This is a genomic window from Rufibacter sp. JT20002, from assembly GCF_056491185.1.
This window is the reverse complement of sequence record NZ_JBSZJY010000001.1, coordinates 256,636-279,398: the sequence shown is the minus strand read 5'-3', so window position 1 is coordinate 279,398 and position 22,763 is coordinate 256,636. Positions and strand designations below refer to the sequence as shown.

At 42.0% G+C, this 22,763-nt stretch carries 19 protein-coding genes; 14 read left to right on the top strand and 5 right to left on the bottom strand.

Features of this window, described 5'->3' with window-relative positions; translation table 11 throughout:
- Positions 1-42: 42 nt before the first annotated feature.
- From ACW9SV_RS01125 to ACW9SV_RS01095, 7 genes are all read left to right on the top strand, one after another.
- Positions 43-1,872 carry a DUF2779 domain-containing protein gene (locus ACW9SV_RS01125; protein WP_479554893.1) on the top strand — a complete coding sequence of 610 codons (1,830 nt, stop codon included), beginning with the start codon at positions 43-45 and terminating at the stop codon, positions 1,870-1,872.
- Positions 1,873-2,016: 144 nt separating this feature from the next.
- A complete protein-coding gene (locus ACW9SV_RS01120) occupies positions 2,017-2,829 on the top strand; it encodes a PD-(D/E)XK nuclease family protein (RefSeq protein WP_479554892.1) in 813 nt (270 codons plus the stop codon).
- Between the two features lie 215 nt (positions 2,830-3,044).
- A complete protein-coding gene (locus ACW9SV_RS01115) occupies positions 3,045-3,347 on the top strand; it encodes a helix-turn-helix domain-containing protein (protein ID WP_479554891.1) in 303 nt (100 codons plus the stop codon).
- Entirely contained in the window at positions 3,344-4,738 is a 1,395-nt protein-coding gene (locus tag ACW9SV_RS01110) for a hypothetical protein (RefSeq protein WP_479554890.1), read from the top strand. Before ACW9SV_RS01115 ends, ACW9SV_RS01110 begins: the two co-directional genes overlap by 4 nt.
- The gene (locus ACW9SV_RS01105) at positions 4,729-6,015 is read left to right on the top strand and encodes a DNA methyltransferase (protein ID WP_479554889.1); all 1,287 of its coding nucleotides are present in this window, start codon (positions 4,729-4,731) and stop codon (positions 6,013-6,015) included. The genes ACW9SV_RS01110 and ACW9SV_RS01105 overlap by 10 nt, the downstream gene beginning before the upstream one ends.
- Complete coding sequence (locus ACW9SV_RS01100) at positions 6,012-7,967, top strand: McrB family protein (protein WP_479554888.1); 1,956 nt, start codon at positions 6,012-6,014, stop codon at positions 7,965-7,967. Before ACW9SV_RS01105 ends, ACW9SV_RS01100 begins: the two co-directional genes overlap by 4 nt.
- Positions 7,968-7,970: 3 nt before the next feature.
- Entirely contained in the window at positions 7,971-9,647 is a 1,677-nt protein-coding gene (locus ACW9SV_RS01095; protein ID WP_479554887.1) for a hypothetical protein, read from the top strand.
- A gap of 31 nt (positions 9,648-9,678) precedes the next feature.
- Here the strand turns inward: ACW9SV_RS01095 and ACW9SV_RS01090 are convergent, their stop codons facing one another.
- The 3 genes from ACW9SV_RS01090 to ACW9SV_RS01080 form a co-directional block, all read right to left on the bottom strand.
- A complete protein-coding gene (locus ACW9SV_RS01090; RefSeq protein WP_479554886.1) occupies positions 9,679-10,449 on the bottom strand; it encodes an N-formylglutamate amidohydrolase in 771 nt (256 codons plus the stop codon).
- A gap of 81 nt (positions 10,450-10,530) precedes the next feature.
- Positions 10,531-11,046, bottom strand: coding sequence for a hypothetical protein (locus tag ACW9SV_RS01085; protein WP_479554885.1), 516 nt, complete (start codon positions 11,044-11,046; stop codon positions 10,531-10,533).
- A 387-nt stretch (positions 11,047-11,433) separates the two neighbouring features.
- A complete protein-coding gene (locus ACW9SV_RS01080) occupies positions 11,434-12,972 on the bottom strand; it encodes a sigma 54-interacting transcriptional regulator (protein WP_479554884.1) in 1,539 nt (512 codons plus the stop codon).
- A gap of 303 nt (positions 12,973-13,275) precedes the next feature.
- Between ACW9SV_RS01080 and ACW9SV_RS01075 the strand changes: the two genes are divergently transcribed.
- From ACW9SV_RS01075 to ACW9SV_RS01050, 6 genes are all read left to right on the top strand, one after another.
- On the top strand, positions 13,276-13,887 hold the full coding sequence (locus ACW9SV_RS01075) for a hypothetical protein (RefSeq protein WP_479554883.1): 612 nt from the start codon (positions 13,276-13,278) through the stop codon (positions 13,885-13,887).
- Between the two features lie 56 nt (positions 13,888-13,943).
- Entirely contained in the window at positions 13,944-14,288 is a 345-nt protein-coding gene (locus ACW9SV_RS01070) for a hypothetical protein (protein WP_479554882.1), read from the top strand.
- Positions 14,289-14,388: 100 nt separating this feature from the next.
- Positions 14,389-15,108: a hypothetical protein gene (locus ACW9SV_RS01065; protein ID WP_479554881.1), complete on the top strand. Its 720-nt coding sequence runs from the start codon at positions 14,389-14,391 to the stop codon at positions 15,106-15,108.
- Between the two features lie 840 nt (positions 15,109-15,948).
- On the top strand, positions 15,949-17,805 hold the full coding sequence (mutL, locus tag ACW9SV_RS01060; RefSeq protein ID WP_479554880.1) for a DNA mismatch repair endonuclease MutL: 1,857 nt from the start codon (positions 15,949-15,951) through the stop codon (positions 17,803-17,805).
- Positions 17,806-18,014: 209 nt separating this feature from the next.
- Positions 18,015-18,794, top strand: a complete 780-nt coding sequence (locus tag ACW9SV_RS01055; protein ID WP_479554879.1) for a rhomboid family intramembrane serine protease — start codon at positions 18,015-18,017, stop codon at positions 18,792-18,794.
- A gap of 3 nt (positions 18,795-18,797) precedes the next feature.
- Positions 18,798-19,715, top strand: a complete 918-nt coding sequence (locus tag ACW9SV_RS01050; RefSeq protein ID WP_479554878.1) for a rhomboid family intramembrane serine protease — start codon at positions 18,798-18,800, stop codon at positions 19,713-19,715.
- 58 nt (positions 19,716-19,773) lie between these two features.
- Here the strand turns inward: ACW9SV_RS01050 and ACW9SV_RS01045 are convergent, their stop codons facing one another.
- Positions 19,774-20,721, bottom strand: coding sequence for an SPFH domain-containing protein (locus ACW9SV_RS01045; protein WP_479554877.1), 948 nt, complete (start codon positions 20,719-20,721; stop codon positions 19,774-19,776).
- Positions 20,722-20,764: 43 nt separating this feature from the next.
- Entirely contained in the window at positions 20,765-21,196 is a 432-nt protein-coding gene (locus tag ACW9SV_RS01040; RefSeq protein WP_479554876.1) for an NfeD family protein, read from the bottom strand.
- Between the two features lie 194 nt (positions 21,197-21,390).
- Between ACW9SV_RS01040 and ACW9SV_RS01035 the strand changes: the two genes are divergently transcribed.
- The gene (locus ACW9SV_RS01035) at positions 21,391-22,680 is read left to right on the top strand and encodes a metal-dependent hydrolase family protein (protein ID WP_479554875.1); all 1,290 of its coding nucleotides are present in this window, start codon (positions 21,391-21,393) and stop codon (positions 22,678-22,680) included.
- Positions 22,681-22,763 lie beyond the last annotated feature (83 nt).

The following is a 22,763-nucleotide window of genomic DNA, read 5'->3' as shown; positions in this document are numbered from 1 at the left end:
TTTTATAAAATTATTAATTGATCTAACTGTGAATAATTGTTTATGCAAAGCACACTTACTAAATCTGATTTTTTGGTAGCTCAGGAATGCTCCTCAAAGTTATATTACAAGAAGTTAGGGATGCCTACATCTGATGGTCAAAACGATTACCTTCGACTGCTGGCTGATGGTGGTTTTATGGTTGGTAAGATGGCACAACTTTTATATCCTGATGGAATTCTTATAAATACAGACTGTGGGCATGAGGCTGCTATTGAAGCTACAAAGGCTTTACTGGAAAATGAGAACATCATTTTGTTTGAAGCAACAATTAAGGCTGGTGCTAAACTAGCTAGGATAGATATTCTGGAGAAGAAAGGGAATAGATTTAGAATAGTAGAAGTAAAGTCTAAATCCTATGACAGTACCACACATGCATCCAAAAAAGCCGAAGGTGATAACTATTTTAGAGCTGGTTGGAAAGACAAGTGGGAGCCTGTTTTCAATGATGTAGCTTTTCAGAAGCTGGTTCTAGCTGAGCTTTACCCGGTAGCTGAAATTGAAGCCTGGTTAATGATGCCCGATAAAAGCAAAACCACAGACATAGAGGGCTTGGCTTCTTGGTTTGAGTTGCAGGAGACAGTAGAGCAGGATGGCTTCAGAAAGCTTACAGTAAATTTTACAGGAGAGATTGACCGGTTGCATAGAGGACACATCCTTACTGAAGTATGTATAGATGATTACTTAACACCGGAAATGACAAAGGACGTTTTCAATAAGGCAGTTTTGTTTAAAAAGTCTTTGTTTGAAAGGAGAAGAATCATCGAACCACTTACAGTAGCCTGTAGTAAGTGTGACTATACGGTTAAAAATGCAAAGTTTCCGCAGAGCGGTTATGAGCAGTGCTGGGGTGAATTTGCTAATAAACAACCACATATTCTGGAGTTGGCACAATTAGGTAACTTCAATAGGGCCAAGTCTAAACCTATGGATGCTTTAATTAAAGAAGGGCAGGTGTTACAAACGGATATACCTGTAGAGCTTATTGAGGGAAAGTATAATAACCGGCCATATTACCAGGTATATCAGAAAGAAGAAGTCTTTGATAAAGATGGTTTTATAAATGCTACAACTGGTATAGCTTACCCACTGCATTTTATAGATTTCGAGACTTCACAGATGGCTATACCCTATCATGCAGGAATGCATACGTATGAGAAGGTATGCTTTCAGTGGAGTTGCCATACGATAGCGTATCAGGGTGCTAATCCTACACATACAGAATGGATTAATACAGACACCATCTGTCCTAATTTTGAATTCGTAGAAGCATTGCGTGCTTGCATAGGGGATGAAGGTACAGTACTGGTTTGGTCAGCTTTTGAGGCCTCTACGCTAAAAGCAATTAGAACTTATATGGACAAACGTGCTGGGGCTTCAAATGATCTAAAGGCTTGGCTTGACAATTTCCTTTTTGGAACCAGCCGTATCCTAGATTTACATGATATTGCTAAACTTCATTATTTCCACCCGCTTATGGGCGGCCGCACTTCAATCAAAGTGACACTTCCGGCTGTTTTACAATCTATGGGAGCGCATGGGACAAAGGAATTGTTGGTAGAACACGCACTTTTCTTGATAGATGAAAATGGTGATGTGGTGAACCCTTATGACTTACTACCTGCTATAGTAATCAATGGTGAAGTTGTTACTGTTAAGGAAGGTACAGAAGCTATGCGCGCTTATCAGCATATGCTATACGGAAATTATAAGAATAGAATTAAAGAAAAGGAAGAGCTTGTGAATGCTTTGCTGCGCTATTGCCACTTAGATACTTTAGCAATGGTGCTGATTTGGAAGTATTGGTGTGAATTAGCAAAAAACGTTGGATAAGTTAGTCCGAACTTATGGTTAGTGCTCAGATAACACATACTAATATTCTTTTATAAATAATATAATTAATAAAAAATTAAATTGATCTTAAAAATAGGAAAGGCCGAAGGTGTCATTGTTGGATAAGGTTATAAAAATGATATATTGCAAATCTACCGCCTCAATGCTGCGCACCTCAATAATTATCTCCGTTGCCCTGTTAGTTTCTATCATGAGAACGTGCTGCGTGTACCTACGACCAAGAACGAGCATGCCTGCTGTGGTACTGCGGTGCACTATGCCTTGCAACGCCAATTTGAACGGCTAAAGGAAGAGGGAGCGCAGCCAGACAAAGCTCTGCTGCTGTCTGATTTCGAGCGCAGCATGAAACGCCAAAGGGCGCACTTCACTTTAGAACAGTATGAGCGCCGACTAGACTTTGGCAAGGAATGTCTGAAAGCTTATTTTGACCATTACCACAGCTCATGGCAGGCTACTATGCTGCCAGAAAAGAACCTGCGCAATGTGATGTTTGGAGACATCTCGCTGAACGGAAAAATAGATATGTTGGAGCCAATAGGGAGCCAGTGCAATGTAGTGGATTATAAGACTGGAGATCCCGCCAAAGCTAAAGCAAGGCTGACTGCGCCTAGAACTCCAAAAAATGCAGATGCTCCTAAGTTGGAAGAGCTATATGGAGGGGAGTACTGGAGACAGGCTGTATTCTACAAAGTGCTGCTGGATTGTGATAAGCGAAGTTCTTACCAAGTTAGCTCCATCTTCTTTGACTTTGTGCAGTCAGACAAGGATGGTAAATTTGTAAAGGAGAAGGTAGTTGTAACTCCAGAGGGAGAGGAGGTGGTCAAGGATCTGATCCAGCAGGTTCACACTAGCATCAAAAATTTTGAGTTCTCACTAGGATGCGGTGAGGATGGTTGTAAATGGTGTGGATTTGTAAAGAGGCAATACATAAACTAGTAAGAATATTTGTATTCGAGGGAGTTTTGGTGCTAGTCCTGCCTAGGTGCCAATACCATCGTTGTGCTTGATTCTTTGATCTAGCAGCTTCAATATGCCAAAGCCAAAGACGTTCGCCTTGACAAACTCAGTAGAATACTGCTGGATGTTGAAGTTTAAGAAAGAAGAAAGAAACCCTTATATTTGACCAATATTGTCAAATCATAGGCTGTTTCATGGACTCATTTAGCGAACTTATACGGAGGGCAAGAGAGGATAAAGGGCTCTACCTGAGACAAGTTGCTGTAGAAATGAAAATCGACCAAGCCATATTGAGTAAATTTGAGCATGGCATAAGAAACCCCTCAAAACAACAGGTTCTAAAATTCTCAAACTTTTATGGTTTAGACACAGAAAAACTTTTAGTGGCTTGGCTTAGTGATAAAGTAGCATTTGAGATGAAAGATGAGGATTACGCGCAAAAGGCTTTAAAAATAGCTAAGGAAAAATTAAAGTACTTACAGCAAAATAAATCATGAAAGAAGTATATCCGCGGGAAGATGTTTTGCAACCCATATTTCAAGAATCACCATCAGAGTTTTCTTTGGAGGATCAAATAGGAGGAAGTCAAAGGAATGAAGAAGTAATTGAAAACATTGTTTCTAATTATGAAGCATTTGAGAAGATATATCCTGTTAAAATAGTTAATAGTAAACAATTTGATACTCCTGTAAACTTTAAAAAAGCAAAGCAGTCTCCTAGACATAGGTGGTATACTTATAAGGAAGGATTTTCACCTCAATTTGTAGAAGGGTTTATAAAGCGATTTGCTAAAACAGAAAATGAAGTTATTTTCGACCCCTTTGGAGGTATAGGCACCACTGTACTCCAAAGTTCAATGCTAAATTATCCTTCCTACTCTAATGATATTAACCCATTAAGCAATTTTGTTGCAAGAGTAAAAACAGATACATATACAAAGGCGGATATAGCTGAACTAAATTCTGTTTTTGAAACCCTACTGCAAAGTAAATTAGAGGAAAGGGCAACACCTCCTAAAAATGAAACAGTTATAAGTTATTTTACAACAGGAACTCTTGATGCGATACTGAAATTCCAATATTGGATTGTAACCATTGAGGCAGATAAAATAAGAAATATTTTATCTGTTGCTTTACTGACAATTTTGGAAAGTATATCCACACATCGAAAAGATGGTAATGGTGTAAAAAAGAGAAAGAACCCGAATCATGATTTTACAATTGAGCAAGTAATTGATCTTATCGGTAAGCAATTAAATTTATTTGTTGTTGATATAGAGAGCACAGAAATTAAAGTAAAACCTCATATCAAGCATCAAAGTTCTTTTGACGCATATACGTTAGAACAAAAAGCGGATATTGTCATTACTTCACCTCCTTATGCAAACTGTTTCGATTATAGTAAGGTGTACTTAGTTGAATTGTGGTTTGGCGGTTTCTTCAAAGAAATAATTGATCAAAAACAATTTAGACAGTCTTCTATTACTAGCCACGTCCACTATAAATGGGAAAGGAGACATATAGATTTTAGTCATAAATTGATTAACGATGAGATTGCTCCATTCTTAGATACCTTAGATCTATGGGATAAAAAAATACCCAATATGTTAATTGGATATTTTTCAGATATGGGGAAAGTTTTATTTGAAATGATTCCTAATTTAGGTTCGGGTTCTACTATAGGTATAGTAGTTGGAAATTCTGTTTATGGAGGGGTACCAATTGCCACCGATGTTTTGTTGGCGCAGAAAGCAATGGAACTTGGTTATGAACTTATTGGAATTGAATCTTACAGAACATTAACGCCTTCCTCCCAACAGATGAAGAAGATAAGAGAGAAGGATAAAAAGTATTTACGAGAGAGTTTGATAATTTTGAAATGGAAATAGAAGATTATAATACGTTTGGAGGTTATAACCCTACTCTTTTAGAATGGGATGCTACTATAACTTTTCCGAGCACAAGAAAATTGGTTGAATTAGGGAATAGAGTTTACAATAGATATCCAGCCCGTAGTATATTTTTAGTTCCGAGAGCAACCATATTCGCTAAAAAACAAGAAAATCAAATTTTGAATGTGCTAGATCCTTTTATGGGGTCCGGAACAACAGCCGTAGAGGCTATTGCTCAAAACTGTAATATTTATGGCACAGAGATGGATCCTTTTGCAAGATTGATTGCAGAAGTGAGCATCATGGTATTTGATGAAAGAGAGCAAGAAGAATTAGAAATAATTTTCAATGATGTGATAGCTGGTTGGAGAAACTACCCCATAGATAATAGTTTATACCCAAACTTAAAAAATATTGAGTATTGGTTTGATGAATATATTTTCCAAGATTTACTTAGGTTAAAGTCATACTTGTACCATAGTATTGAAGGTGAAAGATATCTTAAATTCTTTAAAGTTGCCTTTGCTGATTGCATTAAACCTTCTTCAAAGATGGAGAGGCAATCCACTAAGCCATATATTTCTTCAAAGTTCAAAAAAGAAATAAAACCAGTCCAAGATTCCTTTGAATATAGCTTTAAAGCACATTTAAAGGCAGTGAAACAGTACCAAATACAAAACACCAATACAAATATTAATTGGTTAGGAACTGACGCTACGAATTTTAATACAGTAAAAGAAGTAATTGATGTAGCTATTACTTCACCACCGTATTTGAATGCTTTTGATTACACTCAGATAATAAAGATAGAAAGTGCTTGGTTAGGAACTCTTGTTAACTCAGATATAGATATTTTAAGAAAAAAGCAGGTTGGCCACGAGAAAAGAAGAGATAATACTATCAATTCAAAAGTAATGGAAATTTTTCAGCCTTATTATGACCAACTCATAACTGCAGAATCTAAAAAGTCAAAAAAGGAGCTTGAGAATATAGCAAAAACTTGTTTGTCATATTTTAATGATATGCATAGCAATTTGACTTGTGTGAAAGCTGCTTTGAAAAAAGGGGGAGAGTATCATATAATAATTGGAGACAATATAATTTTAAATATTGAAGTGCCTACTCATAAACTAATTGCTCAAATTGCTCAAGCGATAGGTTTTAACTGGATTGGTTATTATAAGTATGCTATCAAAGATCATCGGACCTCCATTCCAAGAAATGATAATGGAGGCAAAATAAAACATGAGTTTGTAATAATATTAAAGAAATGATTTATAGTTATCCTGATACTTTATTAAAAAAATGGGTTGAATGGTGTGATGGTTTTCTTTCAAAAAGATTAAATGATGAAACAAATGATTTGAATTTAATTTTAGGTACTTCAGGTTCAGATAATCCGTCTAGAGCTGTTGAGTTAGATAATATTGGATGTGTTATGTATCCCTTAACGGGAGCAAGGTCGTCAATAGCATTTGATAATTTAAGATTGAATAATTCCATACAGTCAGACTTTGGTTATATTTGTTATTTGATTAGTAAGGCAAAGTCAATACAAGAAGATAATGACCGATTAACAAATGCTTTTGAAGCAATTTGCGCTATATCCCTTGTTCAGCAATTCGAACAATATAAAAGTATAACATTATCTTTAAATAGTATTTTAAATTATCTAATTGATAAGTTTCCTTTGCCGCCAGATTGTGATGAGAAAGCATATTTGCGGTATTTATCTGCGGCTATGTTTTGTGAGTTAAAATTGAGTGAAGAGAGTAGAGAAAGTTTATTTATTTCGATCTTAAAAGGTTCTACTCCCGAACTTCGTATAATTGACGAAAAAACTAAAAGAATACGTGTAAAATTTAATTCTTCAAAAGATATAAAGCAAGCTGTTGACAGCAGAATTTCATTGACCAAAATAGAATATCAAAAAGGATCTACTTTTTTTATTGGTAATCATAACAAACAAATTCCAAGAGGTCTATTCTATCGTGCATCTAGACAATTTAACTCTTTTTTGAGAGATTGTTATGAAATTGAAATTTCCGATCCTAAGAGGAATAATTTCATGTCTTTGTTTCATAAAGCTCCAGAAATAAATATAATTATATTATTAAAGGATATTTTGTCTGTCCATGATAAAAGTAACAATTATTTTGATCTAATGAAATCATTAAAAGAAGGCTGCCTAGAAGCCATTAGAATTCTAGGATGGGAAGACTTACAAATCCAAACTATTGTAGAAGAGGCACAAGGTCATTATTTTAAAAAACAATCTAAAAACGTTAATAAGAACATTATCTTTTATGGGGCACCCGGTACTGGTAAATCTCACAAAGTTGAAAGTGTATTGAAGGACGTTCCAGAGGTTAGAAAAGAACGAATTACATTTCATCCTGAATATGACTATGCCTCTTTTGTGGGAGGATACAAGCCAATTACTGAACTGAACTCTGGAAGTGGAGTAGAAGAAATAAAATATAAATTTGTTCCACAGACATTTGCAAATATTTACATAAGTGCCTGGAAAGACCTAGGCGAAAAATACTATTTAGTTATAGAGGAAATAAACAGAGGAAATTGTGCCGAAATTTTCGGTGAGTTATTCCAATTATTAGACAGAAACGCAAATTACAAAATTACTCCCTCAAGAGAGTTGACAGAATATCTTCAAAAAGAATTGGGCCCAAACCATGTTGGAATTAAGGATGGGAAAATGAGGTTGCCGGATAATTTAATTTTGCTGGCCACCATGAATACCTCAGATCAATCCTTATTTCCTATGGACAGTGCTTTCAAGCGCAGATGGGATTGGGAGTATATTCCAATCAATTACAAAGAGTTAAATGAAGATAAATCTTTAAATGAATCATTTAACTATGTGGTAAATATTGATGATAGTACAAGTTTTAAATGGATTAGCTTTATTGAAGCAGTAAATGCAATAATCAAAAGTAACCCCAATCTCGGGATGGATAAATGCGTTGGCAATTACTTTATTAAATCTGAAAGCTCCCAAATTGGATTGGAAGAATTTATTAATAAAACGATGTTTTATTTGTGGAATGATGTTTTTAAGGAAGAAGAAGAAAGTATTTTTCCTGATAAGTTTTCTTATGAAGACTTCTTTCCTATAAAGGAAAATGGTGTAGAAAGTTTAATCAAAATTCTAGAAAGTTTAGGTGTGGAAATGAAACTTAAGAAAGAGCCTGCTATTGTTGAGTAAGAAATGAAAATACTGGTAGAAGGAGAAAAGTACGAGATAACAGAGTTAGAAAAAGTATTTGATGATCCAAAATTTTACTCTCAGCAAGGAAGCCATGGGATAATTAGATATGTTGGTTATTATCATTCCTTTTTAAGAAATGAGTTAGTTTACCTGCTTCCAAAGGTTTTTATTCAAGAAGATAAAGTATTTGGCATATTTAATCCTTCAGATCTCTTTGGCAAAAACATCGTTGAATCTTTTAAACACAAAGGAGAGTACAATTGGGTCAGACAACTTCTTATTTACTTTTATAAAAGCTTAATTGAATTCAAAAGGAGATACTCAGAAAATATTATTACAGAAGTGAGTCAAACTTTTGAACTGAATTCTAATGTTGGAGAAAACGAATATACATATCTTGACTTAGTGCTGAGTTTTGTCAATTACTATAAAAAGTATAAGGCTACCATATTATTTCATCATATTGAGGTTATTTCAAGTCAAATGAAAAAGCCTAAATGGGAAAAAACTATCAGGACTTCTCTTCCAATTATTAGCTCTAATAATACTTTGATTTACGCTAATATCAGAAGTAAGAAGAAAATTAACAATGTAGAAGAGGAGTTGATTTGCTATTTCTTCTCCATTCTAAACTATTTTAATGAAGAGCATCATTTGAATTTAGCTATTGACAAAAGCTATAAAATTATCAAAGGAAGCGCTTTTAATAAACTACAAAAGGTAGGGTTGTCTAAAATTAGATCTATTAAGTATAGATATTTTTCAGATTCTCTAAAAAGAATGTATCAGCTGTGCGAATTATACTTTAGCCAGACTGACACAAGCAGTATTAAGAAGAAAAAAGAAGAGTTTATTTCAGTAAGAAACTACAATATCGTGTTTGAAGATATGGTAGATAAGCTTTTCTCAGATAAGATAAATGAAGACAAGAAAGTAGATGAAACTTCATTGAAAGATTTAAAATACAACAATGATGGAAAAATAATAGATCATATATATGAATATAAATCTTTACTTGATAATAGTAATATTTTTTATATAGGTGATTCGAAATACTATAGGTCAGAATCTGAAGCTGGCAAAATGTCTACCTTTAAACAGTTTACCTATGCCAAAAACGTAATACAATTTAATATTGACCTATTTAATAATACTAAGCAATACTATACTTCCCGAATTAGATATAGAGACGAACTAACTGAAGGATATAATATTTCTCCCAACTTTTTTATATATGGTTATATAGAAGGTTTGAATGACTTCGACAATCCTTTATTGAAATCTTATAAAGAGCCTAAAGAATCTTACCACTTTAAAGACCGTTTATTTGATAGGGATACCCTCTTTGTACATCAATATCGCATTAACTTCTTATTTGTGCTAAAATCTTATTCTGCAAACAATTTCTCTGTACTTGAAAATTTCAGAGAAGTCACTAAGAAGCAGTTTAGAGCTAACTTTATAGAGTACTTCAATTCTGAAAAAGAATGTGGATTCACTTTGTATGAAAGAAGCTTTACGACTAAAGATTTAGAAGAATATGTTGATCAGAATTTTAAATTATTAAATGGTAAGTGTATTAGTATTGATGCCACTAAACTAGTTGTTGCTAAATATTTTAAGGATTCTTCTATGGATTCGCTTCTTCAAGAATTCTCTATCAAAGAATTGCAGTAAGAGGTGACAATAATTTAAAAGATTGTAAGTACTATAAATTATTTATGTACCATTTTATAAAAAAAAACTCTTTTTGTTTTTGGATATAATTCATTATCAATTCTTTTACTTCAAAATAAATATCAGACCTTTCATGAGTGTGGGCCTTTAGATAAAGCTTTCTGTTTACCTCCAGCATAATTGTCTGAACCCTATCATTCTTCTGAAAATAATCCATAGGTACAATGGAGCCTTTATAGGGCCAGTCAACTCCAAGCGAATAGCCCTTGCTTTCAAAATACTCTGTTGAAATGTCAATTAAGGATTGTGGTGTATGATAGGGGTCTGTGCCTATATTGAAGTCCGGCCTGCTAGTCTCCTGGTGTAAATCTCTCAACAGTGGAGTGTCCGGGAAAGAATGACAATCCATGATTAAGGCTTGGCCATACCTTTCAAGTTGACTCTTGACTGCCTCGTTCAACCGTTGGTGGTGTTTCCAATAGTATTGGTTCAGTATCTTTTCTCTCAGTTCTGGAGTAATTTTCCTGATGAGCTGGCCATCATCACTTTTTTCATACAGTACGCCCATACCCTCCTTTGCCATTACTTCTTGTTCATCGTCAGAGAACCTTTCTGGGTCGCAGAAGACTCTGGAGAAATCGGCAATAATGGAAATGTCCTCCTGAGATTGAAACAGGTCATCGGTGTACCAATCAGTTAGTTTCAGCATCTCCGTTTCCAGGAACTCGTCATCGACAAGATATCCGTCCTTCAAAGGAATATTCGTAGACGAATGGGGTATATGTAGAATAAGCTGTTTCATATATGCAGATTATATAGAATTGAGTATTTTTCTTTTGGAATCCTTCCGGCAAGCATTAGATACTTGCCGGAAGTATGTTGTCTACCTTACACATGGGAGTAAGTACCTGGGCCGGCGGGGCAACACGGTTGTGATGCCGCTCCAGATGTAAGTTGAGGCTACGCCATCACTGTAGCGGATTCTTCTTTCTGCCCCTTCCAACCGAACTAACCGGATAGCCTCCCGGGGAATGTCATCCAATGCGAAGACAGAACTATTTTGGGAGCCAGTTCCTGGGTCTTCGTACCATTTGGTATTGGCTATTCTGGTGTCTATTTCCCAGATGTCATACTCCCACAGTAACTGGTCTGGGTCTTTGCCTGAAAACAGGTAGCCAAAGTAGTAGTCTACAATTGGCCACCAAATAAAGTATTCACTTACTGAGGTGTTGTTTGCGAACACGGCGGGCGGGTAGCCAAATCTAGGGCCATATCCAATGTCATTGCGGGATAAAATCCCCAACCGATCTATGGCATCTCTGGTGTCAAAAGGGGTGACATGATATAGGTAGCGGTTTGTGCGGATGGTTGGCTTGTGGAGATAGTCTTCTCTGCTCATAAAAAGTTCTTAAGATTTAACATACCACTCCCGGTTACTGGCATTCAGTAGTGCTTTATTTAACGGGTAATGGAATAGGTTTAAATCTTAGAGCAGAGTAGGTTAAGTCATAGTTGCTTTATTATATGAGTAAAATGCTATAGGAAGAATATCATAAAAAATGCCACTGAATTGAAGATAATCTCTTGTTAGCAAAATGAATTTATTGAACAGAAGTAAATAGCTGATTTACAATAATTAAACTTAATAATTTTTTAAGATATGCAGTTAAGATATAGATTGGCGCATTGTAAAACACAGTCAATTATTGATAGATAAATGTAAAAACTACTAGTTGCGCAGAGCGGTGCGACAACTACCAGTTTTCTGAAATGAAGTATATAAGAATTACGGTTGTTCTAACTTAACTTTTTCTTTTTTACGTTTACCCACCTTTACAAGGGGATTTTTGCTTTTAGAAGTATCTATTTCCATCGTATCTATATGATTAACCAGAGTGTTATAAGCAATGTCTAGTTCGTCGGCCGTACGTGAAAGATTATAGTCAAAAAAAGCCAAGGCTTTGATTATATGTGTCTTTTTTAAATCATCCATCTTCCAGGAGAACTCTTGGGGGTTGCGGGTGATTTCCTCTGGAATCTCCTTTAAGGCAACTTCGTCCTCGCAAAATATGTAACACCTGTCTATCATGTGCTGTAGTTCCCGAATGTTGCCGGGGAAGGTGTATTTCATAAAAGCGTCTTTCACCTCCTTGGAAAGTTCTAAAGGCTTTTTTTCAAAAAACTCAGCACGGCTTCTGATCAGGTGGTTTAAAATTCCTTCCCGATCATTCTTCGCGTATTGCCTAAGTGGAGGCAATTTTAATTCTACGGTGGTTAACCTGTAGTAGAGGTCCCATCTGAATTTGCCTTCCTCGCAAAGGCTTTTCAAGTGTTTATGCGTAGCCGCAATGGTTTTTACATCTACTTTGATGGGTGTAGTGCTGCCAACCCTGGTAATTACTCCCTCTTGTAACACTCGTAACAGACTCTGTTGAAATTGTGGGCTGGTATCTCCAATCTCATCCAAAAAGAGGGTACCACCGTCACAGTCTTCAAAGTAGCCTTTGCAGTCTTCCCGGGCATCTGTGAAGGCTCCTTTGACATACCCAAACAACCTGGATTCCAATAAGTGGTCTCCCATAGAGGCGCAGTTGACCGCTATAAATTTTTTGTTTTTTCTGGCAGATGCCTGGTGCATGAACTGGGCCAGGTGTTCTTTCCCGGTGCCGCTTTCTCCTTGTATAAGAACAGAGATCTCCCGCTTAGGTACAGCGGCAGCCATGGCTGCTTTCTTGTAAATAGGCTTCAGAATCTCTGCTTCAAAAAAGCCTTCGTCAGACTCCGGTAGATGGATAGACTCTGTTGACTTTACAAAAAGAGCCCGTACTCCCTGCGATTGGGTAAATTCCCTGAAATTAAATTCAGGGAATTTACTTTTTGTTTTAGAGGCCTCTACTCCTTGGATTAGCCTTAGGTGGGGTATTGCCTTCGCCATGTACAATGACACCCATGCCACCTGCATCATGGGCGTGCCCGTGGAGATGAAAGCATGCACTTCATGCGCTCTTTGTTCAAACAGCAAAGGCTGGACTTTTGAGATGATCTCCTCAGGGTCAATCACATTTTCAATGTCCAGGTATAGGAGTTCAACCTTATGCTTCTCATCTGCATACTGGTGGTTCAGGTACTTGGCCAACTTCTCACTTCTGCCACCATCTGCCTCTCTTGAAGCAGCTGAGGTAAGCAGGTAATGCTTCTGGTACTTTTGCTTCGGGTAGAAGTACTGATGTATGGTATTGTTTGGCCCTTTGGGGTCTACATTGTTGGTTTTATATTCATAATCATTGTTCCAGGCAATCCAGGAGAATAGTATAGGTTGACTCATAAGAGAAGGAAGAACTATAGCAGTTAGTAGTTAAGGTTGGTGGAATTTGACCGGCTGTGCAGGTATGTGCTTATAGTAGTAATGGATAGTGTAATTATATCAAATATTGATATGGGTTGCAAAATGATTGATAGACAAAGTTATTCGGATCGGTGGTTTTTGTACCTTTTCCCCACTGGCATGGCCTTTGCAAATCTTTTGTCACATATACCTTATCTCAACATGGCTAAGATCAGAATCAAAATAAAGATACCAAAGCGATAGTGCTTTCTGATTAAACGAGTACTCGCAACTTAAATAAATATGAATAAAAGCATTACAGCCTTGATAGACGCAAACCAATTTTTAGATATGTGGAAGAGCTTTAACAAACTAGCCCAGGAGAGTGGCATTGTTAAAACAGCACTTCAGAAGTATGAAAAAGAAAATAGTAGTTGGTTGAATTACCTTCTGTACTCCAACAACTACCAAGTGATAGGGCAGACGTTGTTGGTGCATTGTCTTCGTGAAAAGTTGGACATTGCTGCCACCGATTATTTTTCAAATTTTGATTTAACCGGTTACGTATTGGAGCCCGAGCAGGAGTACCATGATGAAGAGGCAGGTATTGTACGGCAGGCGCTGGATGACGTAGAGGTACTGCAAATTGCCCGTGTGCATGACACAGCCGAATTGAAGCGCGTATTGCCGAAGCTAATAAATTCGGAGGGTGTGCTGAAGGTTTTAATACTTCCTGTTTTGGAGGAGTTTGAACAAGAGCAATACAAAAAGATTCTGGTGCAAAAGCTGTCCAAAGTGGCAGTAAATACCAATGAAGAGTACTTAGTTTTATTCCCGAAAGTAGAGGAACAGCAGGTGAAATGGCGTTACATGATGTCTGATGGGAAGCAAGATGTTATAGTTGCAAGCTTGTGAAAAGTACTTCAGCGAGAATAGGTCAATTAATTTAAAACCAAACAAACTATAAAAATATGTGGATAGCGTCAAAATACGGATTCTTTTCAATTGTGGTGAAGGAAGAGGGTTTTCATGTAAGGGCAAGGGTAAAACATGATTTGGAGCAGCTCTTAACTGCGGCTGAACTAGTGGAGCCTATCCAGGTATGGCCTACTGCAGATTACCGGTATAGGGTGATTGTGAGTGCAAAGAGCATTCCTTCAATTTTCCAAAAGCTTGCGGAGTCTATCGACTATGACAACTTCAAAAACATGATTGCAGACACCCCTTTGCAACGTGATAAGTTTAGTGCTTATGGACAAGTTTGGAATACGATGTACATGGTTCAGGTGGAAAACGACGAAGAGGAAGAATATTAGGCTATGTCCCTGCCCCTGATTCTTTGCTACAAATGAAGTTCGGTTTATACCTATAAGAGTAATTTAAATCTCTCACGGAATTGCCTAATACCCATTTATAATGAACGGTTATACTTTAGTTGAGAACGACCAAAAATTTGGCTTGAAAAGAGGTTCAGAAGAAGTACTGCCCTGCGTGTACGATGCAGTATGGAAGCATTCCGATTTTTTGTTTGGCTTCAGGGAAGATGAATACTATGGGTTCTTTTCAGTTCCCCTTGGTAAGGTTATTCTTGAACCTGTACTTATGGCAGGCTTCCTGTTATACAAACAGCATGATGGGAGTAGAGATAAGCCACGGTACAGATCTGAGTTCGGCGTTCACTCAAAAGAACGGATATTCATAGAATGGGTGTATGACATGCTGAAGGCAGAGAAAGTAATTCCGGCCCTTGACAACATGTTTGACGTTGTGCTTGTTCATGAAGATGGGTACTTGGAGACGCTGGCATTTGGAGATGGATACGACTTTCTAATGGATAAGCTATGTAACCTATGTTTCATTGAGATGGCGAACGGAGAGATAATGGCCTACTGGGATAAAGACCTGCCCTTTTTCTCTGACGAAGATGTGCAACTGTATACTGAAAGCCAACCTTTTGTGCAGGCAAGGATCCAAAATCAGTTTAATAAATATGTGGAGGAAGTAGTAAGGGAGCAGAATTGGAGGCTCCGGATTCCAGTGCAGGACTGCCGGTGTACAGGGAATTCATGTATGATTCTATCCCGCAACCCATCCTTGAGGCTTGTAAGAAGCACCTGGACAAGTATTACGTGGTAAGTGAATGTGCAGAAGAATACATAAAAAGCCTCATCTACCTGGCATGGCTCTATGCTAATAACTATGTAATGGAAGTAGAGCCCGGCCTGCATATTCCGGACGACCGATATGAATTTGAAGATCCGGATGGAGAGGCTGGTGTAAACTTGATTCACCTCCGGGATCTATTAGAGTTGGAGCAGATAACCCCATTGTTGAAAGTGTCTGATATTACGCAAGATTATCTTCCTGTATTAACCTTTGTAAATTAGGATTAGAAAATCTCTTAGGCTGCCTTCCCAATTATTGAGTAAATTATCCTGAGAAGAAAATAGGATGAACGAAGAAACTCAAATTGATTGAGTTCCTTTGATCTGGTGCCACAGGTAATTCAAGCCACTCACCCTATATCCAACAGATTCCTGCTGGATATAGGGTGAGTGGCGGCTTTTTAAGGCTTGCCAAACAATAGCCACCGGTTCAGCTTTCTTTGAAGAATTTGTGCTGAGTGGAAGCTAATTTTATTGCTGCTTACTTTTTGCCCAAATTGTTCTACTACTTTAGGTAATCTGTGCTGCGCCTGTTTGCCTTATTGTTCTTGCCAGATTTGTCTTTGATAAGGCCATTGTCGAACTTCGCCCTTTAGCAGCTACCCTTTGTAGATTGCAATCATGCCTTTCTTGAGGATGTTACTTAAGGCTTTTTCAACATGGTCTGCAGTACCCAAAAAGTTTCTGTGTAAGCATGTTGAAACATCCTTTCTTGCCGTTTTAAGGGAAAAATTGGCAAGAAGATAATAGCCTGTTGATGGGTGTGTAACTGTTGTAAGCATCAAAAGGAACGCAAAGGAGACATTTTTGTATGGGAGATATCATCCGTTTACTGCCCGAGTACCTGGCCAACCAAATCGCCGCGGGCGAGGTGGTGCAGCGCCCGGCCTCGGTGGTAAAGGAGTTGTTGGAGAATAGCGTAGACGCGCGTAGCACTAGCGTTACATTGATCATAAAAGACGCGGGCAAACAGCTCATTCAGGTGGTAGACGATGGCGTAGGCATGACCGAAACTGACGCCCGCATGTGCTTTGAGCGCCATGCCACGTCCAAAATAAAAACCACTGAAGACCTGTTCCGCATTAAGACCATGGGGTTCAGGGGTGAGGCGATGGCCTCCATTGCGGCCGTGGCCCAGGTGGAGATGAAAACCCGTGCCCGCGGGGCAGAGCTGGGCACCTGCCTTGCCATTGAAGGAAACGAGGTGATCAAGCAGGAGCCAGTGGCCATGGCCGAGGGAACGGTAGTCAGTGTGAAGAACCTTTTCTTCAACGTACCCGCCCGCCGGAATTTCCTGAAGAGCAACCCCGTTGAAATGCGCCATATTCTGGACGAGTTCCAGCGCGTGGCTTTGGCCAACCCCGAGATTACGTTTGCCCTGTACCAGAACGAAGTGGAGGTCATGAACCTGCCTGCCGGCAAACTGAGCCAGCGCATTGTGAGCATGTTCGGGAAAGACTACAAAGAGCAAATGGCTTCCTGTGAAGAAACCACGCCTTTCCTAACCGTAAAAGGGTATATAGGCAAGCCGGAGTTTGCCAAGAAGAGCCGCGGCGAGCAGTTTTTCTTTGTGAACAACCGCTACATCAAAAGCCAGTACCTGAACCACGCGGTTCTCACGGCTTTTGAGGGGTTGTTGCCCAAAGACAGCTTTCCATTTTATGTCTTGTTTCTGGAAATAGCCCCTGAAACGATTGACATCAACGTGCACCCTACCAAAACGGAGATCAAGTTTGAAGACGAGAAAACCGTGTACGCCATTGTGCGCGCAGCCGTGAAGCAGAGCCTGGGCCTCCATAACATTGCCCCGTCACTGGACTTTGGCGCCGATGTGAACTACATGCCGCTGCAGCCTATGAAATTTCCGGCTTCTATGGACTTTGAAACCGCGCCCGCGCAGGCCCCCAGGGCTTCGTCCAAGGTAAACCAACCTACCACGTTTCCTTCCCGGGCTTCGGCCGGAGGCAGCAGGGGAGAGGAAACGTATACTGATTTTGCGCACACCCGGGAAGTTTCCCGTGCCACTTCGGGCCAAGAGGACAGCACCTTGTTCCCCGAGGAGGAGGACGCGTTTGCCCCGGCTAAAACCAACATGACGAGCGGTTCCAAGACGTTGCAGGTGCACCAGAAGTACCTCATGGTACAGGTGAAGTCTGGGTTAATGGTTGTTGACCAGCAGGCGGCCCAGGAACGGATTCTGTACGAGAAATACAGCCAAGCTCTAGGCAAGCGTACCGGTGCCTCGCAACAACTGCTCTTCCCGCAGACCCTGCAGCTTTCTCCTGCCGATTTCTCGTTGGTAATGGAGTTGGCCGAGGAATTCAGCGCACTGGGCTTTGTCTTTAATGATTTCGGGAACAACACGCTGGTAGTAAACGGCATTCCGGCGGAGATTCCGCTGCGTGACGAGAAAGAACTAATTGAAGGCCTGCTGGAGCAATACAAAAACAACTTGAGTTCATTGAAAGTAGACCGGCAGGAGAATCTGGCCCGGGCCATGGCCAAACGCGTGGCCTCACGGCTTACCGGCCGTTTGTCTGACCAGGAAATGAATGCCCTGGTAGACCGTTTGTTTGGGTGCCAGGTGCCTAATTACACACCTAGCGGGCAGAAAACCCTGGTGATTCTGCAAACCGAGCAACTGCAGGACCTGTTCCTGAGAAGCTAGTTTGCGGCCGTTTTGCGGATTTTAGGTGTAAAAAAGGGAAGTGACGGATAATTTAAGAGGGTGAGGGTACCAATAGGGGGCTTTCCTGCGTACTGTTTGGAACAAACCATTACTTTCGTAGCCTGTTACCAGAGGTAGAAAAGGAAGTCGCCACGTTTTGGCGCGCTTTTTCGTTTCCTTTACACCGTACATTCATTTAACGTCCTGCTATGCCACCCATCACGCCCATGGTGCGTAACCTGCTTATTCTGAACGTGCTCATGTTCTTTTTAAGCGATAGGCTTTTCCCGACGGAGCTGTTTGCCCTGCACGATATCCGCTCAGAGGCTTTCCGGCCGCATCAGTTTGTCACTCACATGTTCATGCACGGGAGCCTCATGCACTTGTTCAGCAACATGTTCAGTTTGTTTATCTTCGGGCCGCTTCTGGAGCGGTACTGGGGCGAGATGCGTTTCCTGACTTTTTACCTGATTACCGGGCTAGGGGCCAGTCTGCTGTACTCGGCGGTGCGGTATTATGAGATCAGCACGGTCATGGACGCGGCGTCTGTCTTCATGCAAAACCCAGACCCAATTGATTTCAGAAACCTGCTGGAGAAAGCCGGGGTAGACGTGCGGGCCATGGAGTCTTTCCTGATCGATTTCAATCGGAATCCTTCTGACGCGACCATGATTATGCAAGCCAAGGCATACGTAACCCGCCTGTCTGACGTAATCTTAAATAGCCCTATGTTGGGAGCCTCGGGAGCCGTTTTCGGGATCCTGATGGCCTTTGGGATGCTGTTCCCTAACACGGAGCTCATGCTGCTGTTTTTCCCCATCCCCATCAAGGCCAAATATTTTGTGCTCATGTATGGCGCCTTTGAAGTGTATTCTGGGTTGAACAGGACCCCGGGAGATAATGTGGCGCATTTTGCCCATTTGGGCGGGATGCTTTTTGCGTATATCTTACTTAAACTTTGGGAGCGTAAACGCAACAATTTTTATTAAACTATGACCAGTATTTTTGACGATATCCGTTCAGCATTCACCAGGGGAAATAATTCTCTGCACCAACTCATTTTCATCAATGTGGTGGTGTTTGCGGCGTTGATCATCCTGCGCACCGTCATGACCCTGAGCGGCTCGGGCGGTACGTTCACCTACCTGATGACGTTCCTGAGCATGCCGTCTAACCTGCAGCTCTTCGCTTTCCGTTTCTGGACCATCATCACGTATTTCTTCACCCACCTGGAGTTCTTCCATATTCTCTTCAACATGCTCAACCTGTACTGGTTTGGGATGCTGATCCGCGAATACCTGGGCGATAAACGCTTGGTGAACCTGTACGTGTTGGGTGGTTTGGCCGGAGGGTTGATATACCTGATCAGCTACAATACCATCCCTTACCTGCAACTAAGGGCCGAAGGGTCGTTTATGATGGGAGCCTCGGGCAGCGTGATCGCCATCATGGTGGCCGCCGCTACTTTGTTGCCCAACTATACCTTCAACCTGATTTTGATTGGCCCTATCCGGATCAAATACATCGCTTTGGTGATGGTGCTGCTGTCAATCTCCGGGGCTACCGGCGGAAATGCGGGGGGTAACATTGCGCACTTGGGCGGGGCTATTCTGGGCTTCTTTTATGTGCGGCAACTGCAGCGCGGCTCAGACTGGGGCCGGCCTTTGCAAGCAGTTCTGGGCTTTTTTGGAGGGCTGTTCACCCGTCGTTCTCCGTTGAAAGTGACCTATAAGAACCCTAATCGCCCGTACGCTACCTCAACCGGATCAACAGTATCGGCTGGTTCTGGTATCCCGGGCAACCCTTCTCAATTGGAGATTGACCAGATTCTGGATAAAATCTCAGTCTCTGGATACGAAAGCCTGACCAAGGAAGAAAAGCAGAAACTTTTCAAGGCTAGTCAGAAATAATTCGCATTTACTTAAAAAGAGAACGCCTCGCAGATAACATCTGCGAGGCGTTCTCTTTTTAAGCTACTTTGTCTCCGTTTTGGGCGGGTTTTCTTGAAATCAGCTCAGAAGGCACGTGGTCTCTGGAGCTTTTCAGCATATCGCCAATGGCGCCTATGTTGCCCAGAGTTTCAATAGCAGCGGTAGGCAGGAAAATCTTGTTTGCGGGACCCATGGCCAGCTTCTCCAGCGCCTCAAAGGACCGATAGGTGAGAACGCGTTCATCCAGCCCAGCCTCAATCAGTAACCGAATACGGGATTTTTCTGCCTCGGCAATGTCAGATATGGCTTTGGCCTGGCCCAGGGCATCCAATTCCATGGCCGCGCGTTCCCCCTCGGCCCGAAGAATTTTACTTGCCCGGTCCCCTTCGGCGCGAAGGATCATGTCTTGCTTTGCGGCTTCGGCTTCCAAGATGGTGGCCCGCCGGTTCCGCTCGGCTTTCATTTGTTTGTCCATGGCTTCCTGAATATCCATGGGTGGCTTGATGTCGATGACCTCCACGCGTTCAATGCGCACGCCCCATTTCTCAGTGGCCTCGTCTAGGGCGGTTCTAATCTCAGCGGAGATGCGCTCCCGGCCCGAGAGCGTTTCGTCCAGTTCCAGGTTCCCGATTATCTGCCGCATGGTGGCGGTGGTGATGTTGCGTACCCCCAGCACGTAGTCAAAGATGCCGTACGTCGCTTGCTCGGGACCTACCACCTGGTAAAACACAATAGTGTCAATGAGCACTTGCACGTTGTCACGGGTGATCACGGATTGGGGCGGAACGTTGGTCTGCTGGATGCGCAAATCATGGTACACCCGTACCCGGTCCACGATGGGGATAAACAAGTTCAACCCGGGGTGCATGAGGCGCTGGAACTTGCCCAGCCGCTCTACCACGCCTACCCGCTGCTGCGGAATAATGCGGACCGAAAGCGCCACGAGCACGATGACAGCGGCTAAAATAATAAGAGAGGTAGTCATTAGAGTGAGGGTTATGAATAACTAAACAATTCCTGTAAGACGGTTATTTGATAGGCACCACCTGCAATACCGTGCTGCTCTGGCTTACCACCAGCACCCGCTGACCGGGGGTGAGTTCTTCCTGCGCCTTCGCCGACCAGACCTCATTTCCTACCCGCACAATCCCCAGGCGGCCGTGTAAGATGGGCTCTACTACTTCGCCATGTTGGTTCACTAGCTGGTGGGCCGGGTCATGAAACCCCCTGACCTGATTAGCTTTAGCGGTGAGCGGTTTAGTTAAGAAAGTCAGCAGCAAACCGGTTAAACTGGCTCCTAGGGGCGGCAGCCACAGGTTGTCGGGGAAAAGGTAGGCCAGCACCGCCGCCACCATGGCCGAGATGCCCAGCCACAGCAGGTAAAATGTACCGGTGACCATCTCGGCCACCAGCAGCAGGATTCCCGCGATTAGCCAAAACCACCAAAAGTCAAGGTCCATGAGCATGTGGGTTTAGGTTAGTTAAGGTAATAATTTTCAGGGGATTCGCAAGGCGTTGGCTGCGGGTAAGGTGGCTTTTAAGGCATTTTCGGGGAAACAGGTCTAAAAGGCTTGGATGGGGCAGGGGCAGTCTCCTGTACTTTACCTGAATTTTCTTACTTTAGGTTGTTCAACCTACTTGTACAGCACCCTTTATGAAGAAATATTTCTACTCAATGGCAGCCTTAGCATTGGTGGCTTTCACAGGCTTGGAGGCGATGTCGCAAAGAACCTACCTGCACTGCGGCAACCTGATAGACGGCCTTAAGAACCAGCCACAAACCGAGATGACCGTGGTGATTGAAGGTAACCAGGTCGTGAGTGTGGAGAAAGGCTACACCAACCCAACTGCCGGAGCCAAGATCATTGATCTTAAAAACAAAACCGTGATGCCGGGCTTCATGGACATGCACGTGCATTTTGAAAGCGAGACCAGCCCCACTGCCTACGCTGAGGCGCTTTCCTTAAACCAAGGCACCATTGCTTTCCGGTCCATCAACTACGCGGAGAAAACCTTGATGGCGGGCTTTACTACGGTGCGTGACCTTGGCGGGAGCGGGGTCAACGTGCAACTGCGCAATGCCATCAACCAAGGCTTGGTAAAAGGGCCCCGCATGTTTGTAGTAGGCAAAGCTATCTCGGCCACGGGCGGCCACATGGACCCTACCAACGGCTACCGCGCCGACCTGCAAGGTGACCCGGGACCTGCCCAAGGAGTGGCTAACGGACCTGATGAATGCCGGAAAGCTGTGCGCCACCAATATAAAAACGGAGCCGACCTGATCAAGATCGCGTCTACCGGTGGGGTGTTGAGCGTGGCCAAGGACGGTTCTGCGCCGCAATTCACCGAGGAAGAAATCAGAGCCATTGTGCAGACCGCGAATGACCTGGGCCTGAAAGTTGCCGTGCACGCCCACGGCGCCGAAGGCATGAAACGGGCGGTGCGGGCGGGGGTGACCTCGGTGGAGCACGGCACTTTGATGGATGAGGAAACGATGAACCTTATGAAAAAGAACGGCACTTGGTACGTACCCACCCTCACCGCCGGTAAATCTGTAGCCGATTCTGCCAAGATTAAAGGCTATTACCCTGCGCTGGTAACCCCCAAAGCTCTGGCTATTGGGCCGCAGTTACAAGGCACTTTTGCCAAAGCGTACAAGAAAGGCGTGAAGATTGCCTTCGGTACAGATGCCGGGGTGTTCATGCACGGCAAAAACGCGAAGGAATTTGAATACATGGTGGAGGCCGGCATGCCCGCCATGGAAGCCATCAAAGCCGCCACCGTCTACGCCGCCGACTTGCTGGGGATGTCTGCCAAACTGGGTACCATAGAGAAAGGCAAGTTCGCTGATTTCGTGGCCGTGAGCGGGGATCCGCTGCAGGATATTAAGCTTTTGCAGCAGGTGAGCTTCGTGATGAAAGATGGGGTGGTGTACAAGCAGTAGGCCCTTTTGCGGCCGTTTTCTAAAGGACAGGGTAAAAACAGGAAAGCCTGGCTCATGAGCCGGGCTTTCCTGTTTTGGTTGTT